Source organism: Microcoleus sp. F10-B2, from assembly GCF_036704965.1.
Lineage (GTDB): Bacteria > Cyanobacteriota > Cyanobacteriia > Cyanobacteriales > Microcoleaceae > Microcoleus.
In genome coordinates this window covers 48963-64335 of the sequence record NZ_JAUBTB010000002.1, presented here as the reverse complement: position 1 = coordinate 64335, position 15373 = coordinate 48963, and the positions used below count along the sequence as shown (strand labels likewise).

Genomic DNA, 15373 nt, shown 5'->3' with positions numbered 1-15373 from the left:
TTAGCAAAAAATACAGTCTAAAAAAAGCTGAATATCCTCAATCAGGAGCCAAAAAAGTGAAAAGGAGAGAAGCACTAAAATTAATAACAGTAAGCATGAGTTCTTTAATAGGGACAATATATTACTCGGGAGACCAATATATGCTTGGAAGTACGGTCAAAAATCATTATGACTGGATATTACTATACTGGATGCCCTATGACAATAATCTCTCAAGATTCGGGCAACCAATTATTCAAATGCTAAGTAAAGGTGTAAAAAATGACAAGGTTTTGGTAGTCGTACAATCAGACGTTAGTGGAGCATCACAAGTTTCTAGAAGCCTCATTAGCCAAGGTAAAGTTGATACGCAATACTTAGAAACAGCAGATAGTAGTAGTGCAGAAGTCTTGAGTGAGTATCTGACTTGGGCCCAATCTCAATTTCAAGCCAAACGCTGGGCTATTGTGTTTTTAGGTCATAGTGGAACGCTTATGGAAATAAGCCCCGACGAACATCCCACCTCCCCTTTAATTTCAGAAATTAGATGGATGAATCTTCAAAAAATAAATCAAGTTATATTGAATTTTAACCGCTCTGTAAAGAGAAATCTAGAATTATTATTTTTCCAAAATTGTAATAAAGGAAATATTGAAGTACACCATACCTTCCAAAATACTGCTAAGTATACGCTTTCATCTCAACTGCAACTTGGAGCGCCAAATTACTATTATGAGCAATTGTTAAGTTATTTGATCGATTATCCAGACATTGATGGTTGTCAGCTAGCTAAAAAGATTATGGATTATGAACAGGCGGATATGTACCATAGTTTGACATTAACTAACAATCATTATTTCCGCTACTTTACCGAAAAAGTTAATGTTGTGATTGATTCTATTTTGCAAGCAGATATTGCGCCAGTGAAAGTTTTTATATCCTCAATTTTAGGAGCTGAAGTCAATTTTTCCAATAACACTACTGTAGTAGTTTATCGTAGCTTTGGAGAAACCTTTGTTGATTTCGCAAACTTTTTACAAAAACTTACCCAATTATCAGGTGCAAGTCCGTCAGCCTGTAACGATTTATTGTTATTTTTAAATAATTTTCTAATTCAGAGAGTGCAACAGAATGGTGAATTACTGGACTCAAGAATTAGGCATAAGTATAAAAATTTATCAGGCTTAGGTTTATTCTTACCTAGAAATCGGCAGAAACTGGAAAAGTATTTGTATTTATCGGTTTATTCAGACTTAAAGCTTGTAGAGCTTTTTGAGGCAGTTGTATTCGAGACAAAAAAGAACTAAAGGTATGGGGGATATTTTACTTTCCCGACTTCACAGAAGCAGTCTGGGAGGTAAAACAACAGCCAGCATTCGCTCCCAATTCCCACTTCCCAATGCTATAATATAAATAGCAGAATTAAAGCCCTGCTGCCAACCCCGCACACAAAATTATAGGAGTTAAGTCAAATGGCAAACAAACTCCAAGTAAAAACAGAGTCGATCGGCTACAGCGACTTTTACTGGAACCGCTTTAGTCCGAGAGTGGCGACTATCAGCAGCGTCCGCAACGCCAATCACTGGGACGGCGGATTTATCACTTATATTGCATTTCCCACAAAAGTAGAAGCTACAGCAGCAATGAAATATTTGCTCTTGCATCAAAAAGCTGCTGATGTCGATATGCGGAAAGCCAAGCGAATGAAAGCAAAAGGCATTCGGTGGGAACTCAAAATTCGGGGTTTAGCTTTTAATGAAGTGCTGAAGCTTGCGACGATGGATATAACTGGAAAGCTAGTTATGTCGCCTGCTACTACTGAAGCCACAGGCTGATAATTGAAAAACTTCGTAGTTGCGCTAAGGGTGGTAAAGCGCAACTACCAACCTAAAAATCCCTAAAATATTGCATTGTCCTTCTTCCTTCTTCCCTCTTCCCTCTTCCTTCTATAATATGCGTTTCATCAGCCCCAAAACAGACTTTGCATTCAAAAAAATATTCGCTTCTTCCGAACATCCAGAAATTTTAATCAGCTTCCTAAATGCAATGCTGTATAACGGAGAACCAACTATCCAAGAATTAGAAATTATTGACCCTTATTCAGCCGGAAGCGTTACAGGATTGAAAGACACTTACTTGGATGTCAAAGCCAAGATTACCGGGAACAAAACCGTGATTGTGGAAATGCAGGTACTCAACGTCGCCGCCTTTGAAAAACGGGTAGTATACAATGCAGCCAAAACCTATTCTACTCAACTCAAAGCCGGAGAAGGTTATTTAAAGTTAAATCCTGTCATTGCTTTAACCATCACCGACTTTATCTTATTTGAAAACACCGAAAAACTAATTTCTCATTTTGAATTCACAGAAACCGAAGAGAAATTCGTCTATCCCAACTGCGAGTTAAAGTTAGTGTTTGTCGAGTTACCGAAATTCAAAAAAGAATTGAATGAGCTCGAAAGTCTGCCGGAAAAATGGATTTATTTTATGAAGAATGCGCCCTCTTTGGAAGCAGTACCCGATACATTGGGGTCTGTTGAAGAGATTAATACCGCGCTGGGAATTGCCAACCGAGCAAATTTGACACTAGACGAATTGAATGATGTAGACAAACGAGAAATGTTTATTCAAGACCAAATCGGGTCTGTGATGAAAGGGATAGAAATTGGTATACAACAGGGGATTGAACAGGGAATACAACAAGGAATCGAACAAGGAATCGAAAGGGGTAAAATTGAGGGGGAAATAGGATTAATTATGCGTCAGATAGTGCGGCGGGTGGGTGAGGTAACACAGGAAGTTCAAACTCGCATCCAGGGGTTATCTGGGGAACAGTTAGATGATTTAGGAGAGGCTTTGTTGGATTTTAGGAGTCAAGAGGATTTGATCGCGTGGTTGGAGTCGGCGGCGGGATGAATTCTCGGAGGGGCGAGTTTTACAAACAATCTGTGCCTTTGACCCATAATCTCATAAACCCGCTCCCACCCAACGGCAAATCTCGCTCTACCTCTATCAAACCTGCTTTAAATCATAGGAGAATTGCCTTAATTGCTGACGATCGCACTTACGGATATAATTACATCGGGAAATGCGATCGGGTTAACTGTTCCACCTGTTAGGGTGAATTTGGAACCGTAATCTCCGTCTTGGGGGTCTCGAAATACGACCAACTGTCTGTTTTTGAGGTTAACTACCCAGTATTCGGGGATTCCGACTTCAGCATAGATTTTCGTTTTCGTCTCCAAGTCTTTGATGAGAGTGGAATCAGAGTATTCAATCAGCCAAAAAATGTTTTCTGGATAGGGGTGATGTTCGAGGTATGTGCGGCCCAAGGGCTGTACGATCGCAATATCTGGTTCTGGTTCCGAGTTGTTAGGAAGGGTAATGGGTTTTGCCGATCGGATTGTAGCGCGATCGCCTAACAGCCGGATCAGATATGCTCCTGCCTCGCTGCTAAAATAGGCGTGGGGTTCTCCTTCCGGCGACATTTCTACAATTTCTCCTTTTAGCAACTCTACGCGCCGATGTTCCAAGATGCCCGCAGATATCATTTGGTGGTATTGGGCGATCGTCCATTTGGCTGCAATTACGCTCATGGCGATGTTTTTTGATTGCTTTTTAATTTTTTATTGTAGCTGATTTTTGATTTTAGGCGATCGGCGATTGAAATCGTTTCTTGTCAAACGAAGTCCTAGCAGAGGTGGACTGAAGAATCAACCCGATATTAAAGCAGGATTTGCTATGATATCGAATTTGGTTTAAATGCCTCCTCGATTTCGCTTGTCTGCGGAGGCAGACTTTGTTTGTGCACGATCGGTTTCAACCGCCGGGTGCAATCTATGCAAATACTGCTTCTACGGCTTTCGGCAATGCGATGGGTACGAAATATGCGACTGGATACAAATAATCTTCACCTGATTCATCAATGACTCGGATAAATTGATGTTTCGCAGCGCGATTATCCGGTATTATTTGGTATATTTTTCGCACTTCCAATGATGCTTGATAGTCTTGATTATTAATGCAAACTACAAATCTGGTTTCTAAGTTAAACTTCAACATATTTGCATAAAGTCCTCGCTTCAGGAATAGACGAACCAGATTGACGCAACTCTTGTAAATAAAAAACTATTGCTGCTTTAATTTGCTGTTCGACTTCCTCGATAGTTGTACCTGTTGCTACGCATCCGGGTAAATCTGGAACATAAGCAGAATAATTGCTTTCTGATTTCTGGATGGCAATTGCATAACGTATAATTCTGCTTTGACTATCTGCTTTTGGGTTTGCCAACACCATAGACCCTTCTGGCGTCAATTCCCATCTGTCACGAGGCGAATTTGTTTCTACATATCGTTTAACCAAGCCATCAGCAGCCAGTTTTTTTAATACAACCATCATGTCAGGTTCTCGCGGTACATCTCGACGGGAAAGTGCATTCGCGAGTTCGTACCAACTCCACTTTCCTTGACCTTTAGCTACTAATTCCAGCAGCACTAATTCAAGCTGGGTTAATTGAGTTAGGTTTTTCATCAAAATTCCTCTACGCTCGGATGAAATAAAACGCCGAATCCTTCTTTTAATTTATAATCTTCCAGAGTAGCTGTGTGAGCATTGTTCCAAAGTTCATAAGCCTGATCCGGGTCGGCTGGTTGTCCAGTTGGGTAGCCAAGCTTTTTATACCTGAGATACTCGCGTAACTCGTGAGTATAAAAGCGTAAATCAACAGGCTCAGCTACAAGGGTTTGGGTGGTGATACGTCTTAACCTGTCAACCATTCTTAGCTCAGCTTCACCAACTGGATTAAATCTGCGAACATGAGCTTCAACTAAGCCAACGCCTTTATCAGTAATTTTAACATTTTGATAAGATAAGTTGAGAATCTTTCCGCCAGCTTTCGAGGGATTGAAAGGTCTGCCACTTATTGCACCTTTTTCTAACATTTTATTCGAGTGGCTTTAATCTATCCGCAGTTAACAAAGTTCTGAAACCTTTAGATGTTACACCTTGCAAGTCTCGACGCGAGAGAAGAGATTTAACAAGCCATAAGCTAACCCCCCCTTATATCCTCGGCCTGGGAGGTGACCTTCTGGTGCTTTGGTGTTAAATTTGAGATCTATATAATGCAACCACTTACTATTCACACGCCAACCCACCCGATCGCCAAAAGCTTCCGAAATTTTTTTATCATATTCCCTGGTTCCCCCCAGACTTTCATAGATGCGTTTCTGCACCGAAAAGCCGAAACGTCCGTTACTGTATTTTACCCAAAGTTGGTCAATAGTTCGTAAGTCTTCACAGGGGAATCGATCGATATCTTCAATGCTGAGCAACCTCTCCTCTGTTCTGCCTGCTGCTTCCAGCATCTTATTCGTCGTTTCCTGATCCGCCTTTTTCCATTCTCCGCTAGCCAACAGCCGATCGAGTTGACGATAATCAACTCCTTTTGCTGAAATCAATTTTACAGGTTGTGGCGCTGGCTGCGGGCTAGGAATCGTTGGCAAAACACCCCCTATTTGCCACCAATTACCAAGGGTAGGTTGGGGAAGCATAGCCAACCATTTTTGAACCGACTGAGGGCGCTTTCTCTCATTCATTTCCATCCCTTTCATAATTGCCCGATGCACCGCATCGCTAATATTAGGATTAATCTGAAACGGCGGCTTTAAAGGATGATTTAAAGCCCTCATAAATGCAGCAGTTGGTGGTGTTCTCGTTAGCATATAGTATAGCGTTGCCGCCAGAGCATAAACATCTGTGTACTCAGCAAATCTGCCACTTTCCGCATACTGTTCGAGAGGCGCAAAACCATGTGTTAATCCAAAAGTCATTTGTTGAGTGCGATTGGGAATAAAACCCCGCGCCAAACCAAAGTCAATCAAAACTGCATCTTGATTGTCACGCACCATAATGTTTTGTGGCTTGATATCCCGATGTAGCAAACCTTTTTCGTGAACTACTATTACGGCTTCTCCCACTTTGCGGATGTAGTTCAAAGCTTCGGTTTCTGACAAAATACCGTGCCTTTCCACCCATTTCCACAAATCTTCTCGTGCCACATATTCCATCGCAATGCAAGGCAAATTACCGTGATCGAAATAGTTGTCTATTTGTACAATATTGGGATGCCTGCACACAGATAGCTTTACCGCCTCATCGCGGAATCTGTCCCGATACCGGGCAAAATTTCGATCGCTCAATAATTCATCTTTCAGCGTTTTGATGACAACCCGCTGCCTGTTTTGCGCCTTCTGCGCCAGGTAGGTGATGCCAAAGCCGCCCTCACCTAACTTGCCTTCAATGATATACCGATCGCCATATAACCCCTGCCCCGGTGTCCAAACCATTCTCCTCACCGCCAACCAATATTAATTTTTATCTCGGCATAGCCTGTATTTTAACTGTATTTTCTAAGTTCGGTTTAGTTCCAGGGGCCCAACTTCAGTTCGCCTTCCCGGTGATGGTTGGCTTTTAGTTCGATCGCCCTTTTCCCACATAATTCGATCGACAAATTCGCCACAATCCCATTAAGAATCCTAAATCCCAAAACCTCTTTGTCCAAATAGACCCTTTCTATGGCAACCTGAAAAATAGGAAACAGAATTTTATAGAGCTTGGTAACAGAACACTAGCAATCACTTATGCAAACTCTACCAAATCCAACTAAAACCGCATCTAGCCAACCGATTTTCGACACCACCATCAAACGTCGCAAAACCCGGCCGGTCAAAGTCGGTAGCGTCACGATCGGCGGCGGCAACCCCGTCGTCGTACAATCGATGATTAACGAAGACACCCTCGACATCGAGGGTTCAGTCGCCGGAATTCGCCGCTTGCACGAGATTGGCTGCGAAATCGTCCGCGTCACCGTGCCCAGCATGGCCCACGCCAAAGCTTTAGCCGAAATCAAGCAAAAACTGCACGCCACCTACCAACCCGTGCCCCTCGTTGCCGATGTCCACCACAACGGCATGAAAATTGCCCTCGAAGTGGCGAAACACGTAGACAAAGTGAGAATCAATCCGGGACTTTACGTGTTCGAGAAGCCGAAAGCCGACAGAACCGAATACACCGACGCCGAATTCGCGGAAATTGGCGAAAAAATCCGCGAAACCCTGGAACCTCTGGTGATTTCCCTGCGCGACCAAGGCAAAGCTTTACGAATCGGCGTCAATCACGGTTCCCTCGCCGAACGGATGCTGTTTACCTACGGCGACACCCCCGAAGGCATGGTAGAATCTGCCCTGGAATTCATCAAAATTTGCGAATCCCTCGACTTCCGAAATATTGTACTTTCCCTGAAAGCCTCCCGCGCGCCCGTCATGGTTGCTGCTTACCGCTTGATGGTGCACCGGATGGACGAACTCGGCATGGATTACCCGCTGCATTTGGGCGTCACGGAAGCAGGAGACGGCGAATACGGCCGCATCAAATCCACCGCAGGCCTGGCACCTTTGTTAGCTGACGGTATCGGCGACACCATCCGCGTCTCGCTGACAGAGGCCCCGGAAAAGGAGATTCCCGTTTGCTACAGCATTCTGCAAGCCTTGGGACTGCGGAAAACGATGGTTGAGTATGTGGCTTGTCCTTCCTGCGGCCGCACTTTGTTTAATTTAGAAGAAGTGTTACACAAAGTGAGAGAGGCGACGAAGCATCTCACGGGTTTGGACGTAGCAGTAATGGGCTGCATTGTCAATGGGCCGGGAGAAATGGCTGATGCTGACTACGGCTACGTCGGGAAGCAGCCGGGTTATATCTCGCTGTACCGGGGCAGGGAAGAAATTAAGAAAGTCCCGGAAGACCGAGGGGTGGCAGAATTGATTGACTTGATTAAATCGGACGATCGCTGGGTCGAACCTGAGTAGGCTTGACTGGATTTAGTTTTGAGGTTTGGGGCGGGCAAGATGCCCACCCCACAAGAGTTGTTGTGGCACAGGCATCTTGCCTGTGGCTTCGGGGGCGGGCAAGATGCCCACCCCACAAGAGTTGTTGTGGCACAGGCATCTTGCCTGTGGTCAAAGGAATACAACTCGGCAAAGTGGAATAATATTATGTGCGCCAAACGCGAGCCGGCCTTGCCTGTGTTAGATTGAGCGTAATTATTCTGAACTCTTTTCCTCCCGCGCGTCAGACAAATGGTTATAACAAAACGAGGGCTTGTTCTAAGTGCAGCAGCAGTGGTACTCACTGCTGTAACTCTTGCGAACACTGGTTGCAGTTCTAAATCTCTGGCTTCTTTTCGGGGAAGCCCTAAAGAGTTGGTTGATGAAGTTTGGCAGATTATTGACAAAAGCTATGTGGATGGCACTTTTAACCAGGTTGACTGGAAAGCGGTGCGGAATGATTATTTGAACCGGACTTATACCAGCGACGACGAAGCTTACAAAGCAATTCGGGAAATGCTGAAGAAGCTTGACGATCCTTATACGCGGTTTATGGATCCTCAAGAGTTCAAGAATATGCAGGTTGAAACTTCTGGGGAACTGACAGGGGTTGGGATTCAGTTGACTCAAGATGAGGAAACCAAAAAGTTGGTGGTGATTTCGCCGATCGAAGATACCCCTGCTTTTAGTGCTGGTATTCTGGCAAAAGATATTATTACTAAGATTGACGGCAAGAGCACAGAAGGCATGGATACGAATCAAGCGGTAACTTTGATTCGCGGCCAGGCGAATACTGAGGTGACGCTGACGATTTTGCGTGGAAGCAAGGAATTAGAATTTAAGCTGAAACGCGCTAAAATAGAAATTCATCCCGTGCGGAAGTCGGTGCAGAAAACCCCGATCGGAGAAGTCGGCTATATTCGCTTAAATCAGTTCAGTGCCAATGCTGCATCGGAAATGCGATCGGCAATTAAGGATTTGGAACAGAAAAAAGTAACGGGCTATATTTTAGACTTGCGTTCCAATCCCGGCGGCTTGCTGTACGGAAGTATTGAAATTGCTCGGATGTGGCTCAAAGAAGGTACGATCGTCTCGACGGTCGATCGAGTAGGTGAAGCCGATAGACAAACGGCAAATAAGGGAGAGCTCACAGACAAACCGTTAGTGGTACTGGTAGACGGAGGTTCAGCAAGTGCTAGCGAGATTCTATCCGGCGCTTTGCAAGACAACAAGCGCGCGGTTTTAGTGGGGACAAAGACATTTGGTAAAGGTTTAGTTCAGTCAGTACGCGGCGTGGGAAATGGTGCCGGTTTAGCGGTGACAATTGCCAAGTATTTTACTCCCAACGGCACTGATATCAACCACGCCGGGATTGAACCGGATTTTAAAGTAGAACTCACCGAGGCTCAAAAACAGGAATTGAGGCGCGATCGCGATAAAATTGCTACAACGGCCGATCCGCAGTACGCGAAAGCTATGGAAGTTTTGACCAAGCAAGTTACTGGTAAAACCGGGAATGATAAGGCGGAGTCGAAACCGAATGCAGCGCCACCTAAGCCGACTGCGGCGCAGGCAAAACCGAGTGCAGCACCTTCTAAATCGAAGTAGAAAACTTGTGTAGGATGTCAGTTAAAAAAAAGCATTCGGGGGAAGAAGTACGGCTAAAAGCCCAGATTTTAAACTCGAATGCTTCGCTATTTCTGGCAATCCTTCATTGCAAGTCACGTTAGCTTTCGCGATTCGGAGGAAAGCAATCGCAATCCGTCATTGCGGCTGGCATTTTCCGGCGCGAATTAATCCGATGCGGCGGGCTATGGCATCTTCGGGCGAATCGTAAGGGCCCCACTTTTCAATAATACTGGGGTTTTGTTCTTCGAGCTGGGCGATCCTCTGCGAGGGCTCCGCCAACGGCAAAATTTCGCAATAACCGGCAGGACGTTTGACAATATAAAATTTTGGTGTTTGTGTCATAGCTAAATTCGTCAAATCAAAGCTGGATACTAACTAAGCCATTGGCTAATTATATCAAGTAAGGTGTTGTGCATTGAAACTGTGATACAATCCTCTGATATCCCCGTGTTTTTGCTCTTTTAAAGCTTTCTTTGGTTTCTCTATCTGTTTTGGATTGAGATGATTTTTGGCTGGCATTTTTGTAAAAATTTAATAAATAAATATTCTACTATACCCTATTTAAATGCACAACAGCTTAGTCTAAAATCCAGTGCAAGAATGAAGCAGGGCGATCGGCTTTTTTGTACCGCTTTTAAAACTTTCCCAGTTGGGTTTGTAGTGAGGACTTTAGTCTTCATCTAAACTCAGGACTCAAATCCTTACTACAAACCAAATTCTCTATTGCCGCCACCTGTCAAATTGGTCTTCGGAACAGCCATTAATAAATTGATTGTTCACCCAACCGTCAAGGATGGTAAAAGTTTCATTAGGAGGATTACCCGAAAATCTGGCCGCAATTTTCACCCAATTACCTTGTCTGCTGAGGGCCCTAACTCCGTCTCCCCTTTTCAATTTAGCAACAACCGGGTACTGATTGCCTGGGCCTTTGCGAATGTTAACAGCGCCACCTTTACCCGTAATAAACGAGCATTGAGTTTGCTTTTTTAAAGCTTCTGCTTTTGCGGGAGCAAGACTTTGCTGCTTCCCGAAAACAGGAAAGCTGTAAAGCGAGAAGCTAAAAGTTGCAACTGCGGCTGCAATAAAAAAGGCTTTTGATTGAGTAAAGATTAGCATTATTTCATTTCCTTGAATTTGCCGAACTGAAGTCCTGACTGTGAACTTTTTGAGAAGGACTTCAGTCATTACTACTAACTGTTATTTGACAGAGGCAAACCATTCGGTAACACCTTGGGCGATCGCCTCAGCTAACTTCTTCTGTTCTGTCGGATTCACAATCCATTCAAACTCTTCGGGATTGATCAGAAATCCCAATTCCATTAAAACAGATGGAGCAACCGCAGGACGAGTCATGGCTAAGTTGTTCCAGAATACACCATAGCTCGGACGGTTCAACTTGGCAACTAAATAATTGTGCAAAAACATTGCCAAACTGTGCGCTTGCGGGTGAAACCAGAAAGCGCCGACACCTTTAGTCTTAATGGCATCCCCGTTATCGGGCAAAGCATTGTAGTGAAGTGAAATTGCGATCGCAGGTTCTTCTTTTTGAATCATTTCCACCCTCGGCGGCAAATCCAAATCGACATCTTCTACCCGCGTCATTAGCACGTTCGCGCCGCGATTTACCAATTCCTGTTGCACCAATTTCGACACTGTTAAAGCTACAGTTTTTTCCCTAATTCCCACTGGACTCACAGCACCAGAATCCTCCGGCCCGCCGTGTCCCGGATCGATGAGAATCTTAATTCCCGACAGCGGTTTTGCTTGCGATACAGGCATCATGCTTGTATTCGCCGGCGGGTGTTTTAAAGACAGCACTAAAGTTGTGCTCTCGTATCTCAATTTATAGCCCCACTGCTGGGCTGATTTGAGATTAAAAGTGTATTGTACTTGCAGCGGCGAGATTTGTTGCCATTCCAAACGCGAAATTACGGGGTCATTAGACACGCGAATAATGTCAGTTTGAGCAGTAGTATTGTACAGGGTTAAAGTGAAGGTGCGTTCTCCTTCTTGCACGGTGACTGGCACGGGTGTTTCTAAGGGAAATAAGACCTCTGTCCAGCCGGAAACTTGACGCGAACTGGCGCTGCGAATAATCGATCGCGGAGGCACTGAATCCTGGACAATTCGCACTTCCGAGGCTTTAATCCAAGCACCGTAATCAAGTCTGACCCATTCTCCCTCGCGCCCGATAACTGTTGCTCGCGTTCCCTTGGGCAGCGGTGTCATCCGAGAAAAATCTGTACTCGCTCCGGTTCTGGCGACCCCAGGATCTGCTGTTACTTCGGCTATTTCTAAGTCAGCCGGAGAAAGAATAGAAATCTTGCCAGTACCCTGCTGGCTGATAGTTTTATCATTCATTGTTAGCTCAAATACAGGCACTCCTAAATCAATTTTTTCTCCTTTTGGTAGCGAGGAGTTAGACTCATCGCCCCCCCTTAGCAAGGGGGGGTTGGGGGGGGTTTTCCCGCAGCCTTGATACTGTTCGCTGCCGCCTTTTTTGATGGGGGAGTTTTCACCTAACAGTACAGATTTGTTGTCGGGTAGTTCGACTTGCGATCGCGCTTTTAAAGGAATAGTAACGCCAGCCAATTTTACCGAAACTCGAGCATTCGCAGGTGCGATCGCCCCAAAGCAAATATATTCCCCCGGCAAACTCGCGACATCGACTTTCGGCGTCAGGGAATCTTTAGCAAAAGCCAATCCTACAGGGGCTTCCGGCTGATTAGACTCGCGCGTCACCTTAACTTTGACTTCCTGATTTTCGTAACGCAAGGTAAAGACATTTTCGCCGAGTTGCAGCGGAAAAGTCGGGGCGAAATGCCCGGATGCGGTGCGCGAAATTTGGTTGCCATTTACCAAAACTTGTCCCGGTGCGGGCGCTGTGCCGATTAAAAAGATGCGATCGGCTGTAGTTTTGTGGTTAGCGGGAGGATAAGCGACAAACAAAGGTTGAGCGGCCACAGCTACAGAGGCGATCGCCATTATCATCCCAAACACAACTAATCCTAAAAATTTTCTCATTCTAAATAGCAGCTAATTGAGAACCTGTTTGTTCTTTTTACTATACTTGCCCAATTCTATCAGGTTTATAATTGCAAATTGTCTAAATTACCGGGTAAAATCTTTAACTTTTAATTCCGAGGTGTTTATCCACAGTCGATCGAGGCGATTCGCCGGCATCGTCAAATACAAAACATCTCCCGCACTCAAACAACTATTCAGCAAATCCCAACCGTGAATAGTTTGACAATTAGTTTCCACATACAAAGGCACAAAATCAGCAGACATAGCAGCATCTTGAATGCGGTGGCCGCAGAAAGGATGTGCCGGTGTAATCAATGTACCCAAAGCAACCCAAAGGCGATCGGCAGTCATCCCGTTGCCCAAAATTCGCCCTCCAATAGCTGCCGCCGCGAAAGCAGGTGCCGCCAATTCCGTCGAACTCAACACAGATTCAAACTCAAAAACTTGCTGCACCATCAAAGCAAAATGAGAGTCTTGATTGCGGACAATAACTGGTAGTTTTGGTGCTAATCCTTTAGCACTTAAGGCAATTTCTAAATTAGACATATCGTTGCTAGTAACTGCCAAAAGAGATGCCGCTTGCTTAATATTAGCAGCTTCTAAAGTGGCGGGAACACTAGCACTTCCTTGAATAACCGGAATTTTGAGAGAGCGAGCCATACTTAAAAACCGACAGTTCGGATCTTGCTCGATCGCCACAACCTCAAAACCATTAGTGTGGAGTTCTTTCGCAATTTGTATTCCCGTGCCGCCGAGTCCACAAATTATGTAGTGACTGCGCCCTGGAACTCGCGCTACATCCCAATATTCAGTAAAACGAGTTCCCAATACGTAGTCGTTGAGCAGTGCGTAGCAGATGCCGATGATGCCTGCTCCAACTAACATCATGACAACTGTAAATACTTTAATGCTTTCGGGAGCTTGTTCGGCAACTTTTTCATGGCCTCCGGCTCCGGTAATCATCCCTACTGAAAAATAGAGAGAATCAACAATTGAGATATTATCGTCAACACAAATATAGGTAGCAGTAGCAACTACAATCATTGACAGAAGTGTCAGTACAACAATTACTGCTGCTTGGCTGTGCTGCTGAAATCGGCGCAGGTTAGTTAAGATTTTGAGGAGTTTTTGACTTAATTTTTTTTGGGGGCTACGCACAGTTGGCTGAGTGGCAACAATTAGCCGATCGCCCTGCTGGCATTGCCGCTCGGCAAGCACCGCCGATACTAAATCAATTTTGTTAGCAGCCGGCAGATAATAAATCAACATTCGCGAACGATCGTTCCACAAATCGCTCAACTTCCGGCCTTTCCAAGCATGATTTTCATCGATATATTCTTCGTGAATCGGCCAAGTGCGATCGAACAAACGCAAATGTCCGATCGCCTGACTTCCGAGAGCGGCAAAGGCAAAAACCGGAGCAGCCAATGATGAAACGCTCATGGAAGCGTGATCGGGCAAAGTGCGATCGAGTCTGTCGCCCAAGCTAGTATTGAACAATCTGTTGATAATGCGAATCCTCGGATTGAGAATCCTCGCCTGCATCAAAATTGCCAAATTCACAGCATCATCGTCTCCTGCAATTACCAAAGTGTTAGCGTTTTGAATGCCCGCCGCCAGCAAAGTAGAAGCTGCTTGCAAATTGCCGACAACCACATCAGAAGTTTCGCTGCGAATTGGGCGATCGCTAATACCAACCACAATCGCTCCTTGCTGTCTCAACAAACAAAAAATCTTGTGTCCCGTGTGACCCAACCCGCAAACAATGATTCGAGGTTTCATAAAAAGTTATTTGCCAGCCAATTTCCGAGCTGTCCTTTGTAATTTTATTTACCATTGTTGACTCTCCTGGCTTTGTAAAATGTAGCTAAAAACACTATCTAGGATGCTTGTGCCGCAGTGGCCCCGAAGTTTTGAAACAAGGAGAGGGCAGTGCGATGCCTCTACAGCCGCGTTGCCAATTTTTGCAAAAAAGACACCGCACTGCCATGTACCTACAGAAATGAGGTGCAACTAACCTAATTTAATATTTGAAAAATATCCGGGTGCAACAGCCAACCAGCAGAATCTGAATAGGCAGGGACACGACACTGCCCTATCCCTGCAACTATGACTTCCTACATAAATTTAGCTGCCTTAGCGGCAGAAGTTATTATGAAATTGACTGCACCCTTATTAGCATCCGCTTTAGTTTTCGCCGGTACTGTAGCCTTTGCAAGCCAAGTGCAAGCAGCAACCAGCAACTCTGGGAATAGCACTAGAACAACCTTTCAGTGCGTTACTTCCGGCCGGAATTTTGTCACAATTGCGCGGCGGGGAAATGTCACGACAGATCCGATGATTTTGTGGAAATCTACCGAGTTCGGCCGCGAATATACACCTTGGCAGCGCTGTCAAATTGTTTCCAATAGATTGACCAAAGCTGTTGCCGAGAATGGCGGAAGATTAGCAAACTTGCAGTTAACAACAGGAATTGTTAATAACTTGCCCGTAGTTTGTTACGTGAACGGACGGGGGCGCTGCAACTCTCAAAATCTGCTGTTCACCCTAGACAAGCGCAATGCTAAAAATCCCGGTGAAGCTTTAACGAGATTGATTAATTTTGCCCAAGACGGCGGCGGGCCAGTTACAACGTTCAGAACCGGAGCTCAATCGTCTGCACCGCAGTTTGTTCCCTTTGGAGATATGGTCGATCGAGCTTTTAATTCTCCCAATAATAAACCGTCAGTTCCTGTAGCAAAACCGCAGGGCGATCGAGGTATTTAATAGCCGCGCCTCTAATATCGTTTCCGGTTGCATTCAGACATGACATAGAGGACACGGCAGTGCCGTGTCCCTACCGCGATTAATAGTAGGG

16 protein-coding genes are annotated in these 15373 nt (G+C 44.9%); 6 read left to right on the top strand and 10 right to left on the bottom strand.

The genetic code is table 11. The features are described 5' to 3' along the window. Nucleotides 1-140: 140 nt before the first annotated feature. From QUA99_RS01180 to QUA99_RS01170, 3 genes are all read left to right on the top strand, one after another. Nucleotides 141-1286 (top strand): clostripain-related cysteine peptidase, encoded by a 1146-nt coding sequence (locus QUA99_RS01180; protein WP_333234597.1) that lies wholly within the window; start codon nt 141-143, stop codon nt 1284-1286. 165 nt (nt 1287-1451) lie between these two features. Beyond that, a complete protein-coding gene (locus QUA99_RS01175) occupies nt 1452-1814 on the top strand; it encodes a hypothetical protein (protein ID WP_333234596.1) in 363 nt (120 codons plus the stop codon). Nucleotides 1815-1932: 118 nt separating this feature from the next. Further along, entirely contained in the window at nt 1933-2895 is a 963-nt protein-coding gene (locus QUA99_RS01170; RefSeq protein ID WP_333234595.1) for an Rpn family recombination-promoting nuclease/putative transposase, read from the top strand. Between the two features lie 128 nt (nt 2896-3023). On the opposite strand, the gene QUA99_RS01165 is transcribed toward QUA99_RS01170, so the two are convergent. The 6 genes from QUA99_RS01165 to QUA99_RS01140 form a co-directional block, all read right to left on the bottom strand. After that, nucleotides 3024-3575: a Uma2 family endonuclease gene (locus QUA99_RS01165; protein ID WP_333234594.1), complete on the bottom strand. Its 552-nt coding sequence runs from the start codon at nt 3573-3575 to the stop codon at nt 3024-3026. A gap of 241 nt (nt 3576-3816) precedes the next feature. Further along, nucleotides 3817-4041 (bottom strand): hypothetical protein, encoded by a 225-nt coding sequence (locus QUA99_RS01160; protein WP_333234593.1) that lies wholly within the window; start codon nt 4039-4041, stop codon nt 3817-3819. After that, nucleotides 4028-4510: a type II toxin-antitoxin system HicB family antitoxin gene (locus QUA99_RS01155; RefSeq protein WP_333234592.1), complete on the bottom strand. Its 483-nt coding sequence runs from the start codon at nt 4508-4510 to the stop codon at nt 4028-4030. The genes QUA99_RS01160 and QUA99_RS01155 overlap by 14 nt, the downstream gene beginning before the upstream one ends. Next, a complete protein-coding gene (locus QUA99_RS01150) occupies nt 4510-4920 on the bottom strand; it encodes a hypothetical protein (protein ID WP_333234591.1) in 411 nt (136 codons plus the stop codon). The genes QUA99_RS01155 and QUA99_RS01150 overlap by 1 nt, the downstream gene beginning before the upstream one ends. A 57-nt stretch (nt 4921-4977) precedes the next feature. Further along, nucleotides 4978-6324 carry a serine/threonine-protein kinase gene (locus QUA99_RS01145; protein ID WP_333234590.1) on the bottom strand — a complete coding sequence of 449 codons (1347 nt, stop codon included), beginning with the start codon at nt 6322-6324 and terminating at the stop codon, nt 4978-4980. A gap of 74 nt (nt 6325-6398) precedes the next feature. Beyond that, a complete protein-coding gene (locus QUA99_RS01140; RefSeq protein ID WP_333234589.1) occupies nt 6399-6539 on the bottom strand; it encodes a hypothetical protein in 141 nt (46 codons plus the stop codon). A gap of 79 nt (nt 6540-6618) precedes the next feature. Between QUA99_RS01140 and ispG the strand changes: the two genes are divergently transcribed. Both ispG and ctpC read left to right on the top strand, forming a co-directional pair. Then, nucleotides 6619-7842 carry a (E)-4-hydroxy-3-methylbut-2-enyl-diphosphate synthase gene (gene ispG / locus QUA99_RS01135; protein ID WP_333234588.1) on the top strand — a complete coding sequence of 408 codons (1224 nt, stop codon included), beginning with the start codon at nt 6619-6621 and terminating at the stop codon, nt 7840-7842. A 270-nt stretch (nt 7843-8112) separates the two neighbouring features. Continuing rightward, nucleotides 8113-9468 (top strand): carboxyl-terminal processing protease CtpC, encoded by a 1356-nt coding sequence (gene ctpC, locus QUA99_RS01130; RefSeq protein WP_333234587.1) that lies wholly within the window; start codon nt 8113-8115, stop codon nt 9466-9468. 156 nt (nt 9469-9624) lie between these two features. Here ctpC and QUA99_RS01125 read toward each other — a convergent pair whose 3' ends face one another. The 4 genes from QUA99_RS01125 to QUA99_RS01110 all read right to left on the bottom strand — a co-directional run bounded on the left by QUA99_RS01125 (nt 9625) and on the right by QUA99_RS01110 (nt 14298). Then, a complete protein-coding gene (locus tag QUA99_RS01125; RefSeq protein WP_333234586.1) occupies nt 9625-9831 on the bottom strand; it encodes a DDE transposase family protein in 207 nt (68 codons plus the stop codon). 378 nt (nt 9832-10209) lie between these two features. After that, nucleotides 10210-10674 carry an SH3 domain-containing protein gene (locus QUA99_RS01120; RefSeq protein ID WP_333234585.1) on the bottom strand — a complete coding sequence of 155 codons (465 nt, stop codon included), beginning with the start codon at nt 10672-10674 and terminating at the stop codon, nt 10210-10212. Nucleotides 10675-10686: 12 nt separating this feature from the next. Next, nucleotides 10687-12513, bottom strand: a complete 1827-nt coding sequence (locus QUA99_RS01115; protein WP_333234584.1) for an N-acetylmuramoyl-L-alanine amidase — start codon at nt 12511-12513, stop codon at nt 10687-10689. Between the two features lie 87 nt (nt 12514-12600). Then, nucleotides 12601-14298 (bottom strand): NAD(P)-binding protein, encoded by a 1698-nt coding sequence (locus tag QUA99_RS01110; RefSeq protein ID WP_333234583.1) that lies wholly within the window; start codon nt 14296-14298, stop codon nt 12601-12603. Between the two features lie 327 nt (nt 14299-14625). Here QUA99_RS01110 and QUA99_RS01105 point away from each other — a divergent pair, with 327 nt between their 5' ends. Continuing rightward, complete coding sequence (locus QUA99_RS01105; protein WP_333234582.1) at nt 14626-15282, top strand: COP23 domain-containing protein; 657 nt, start codon at nt 14626-14628, stop codon at nt 15280-15282. The last annotated feature ends 91 nt before the right edge of the window (nt 15283-15373 follow it).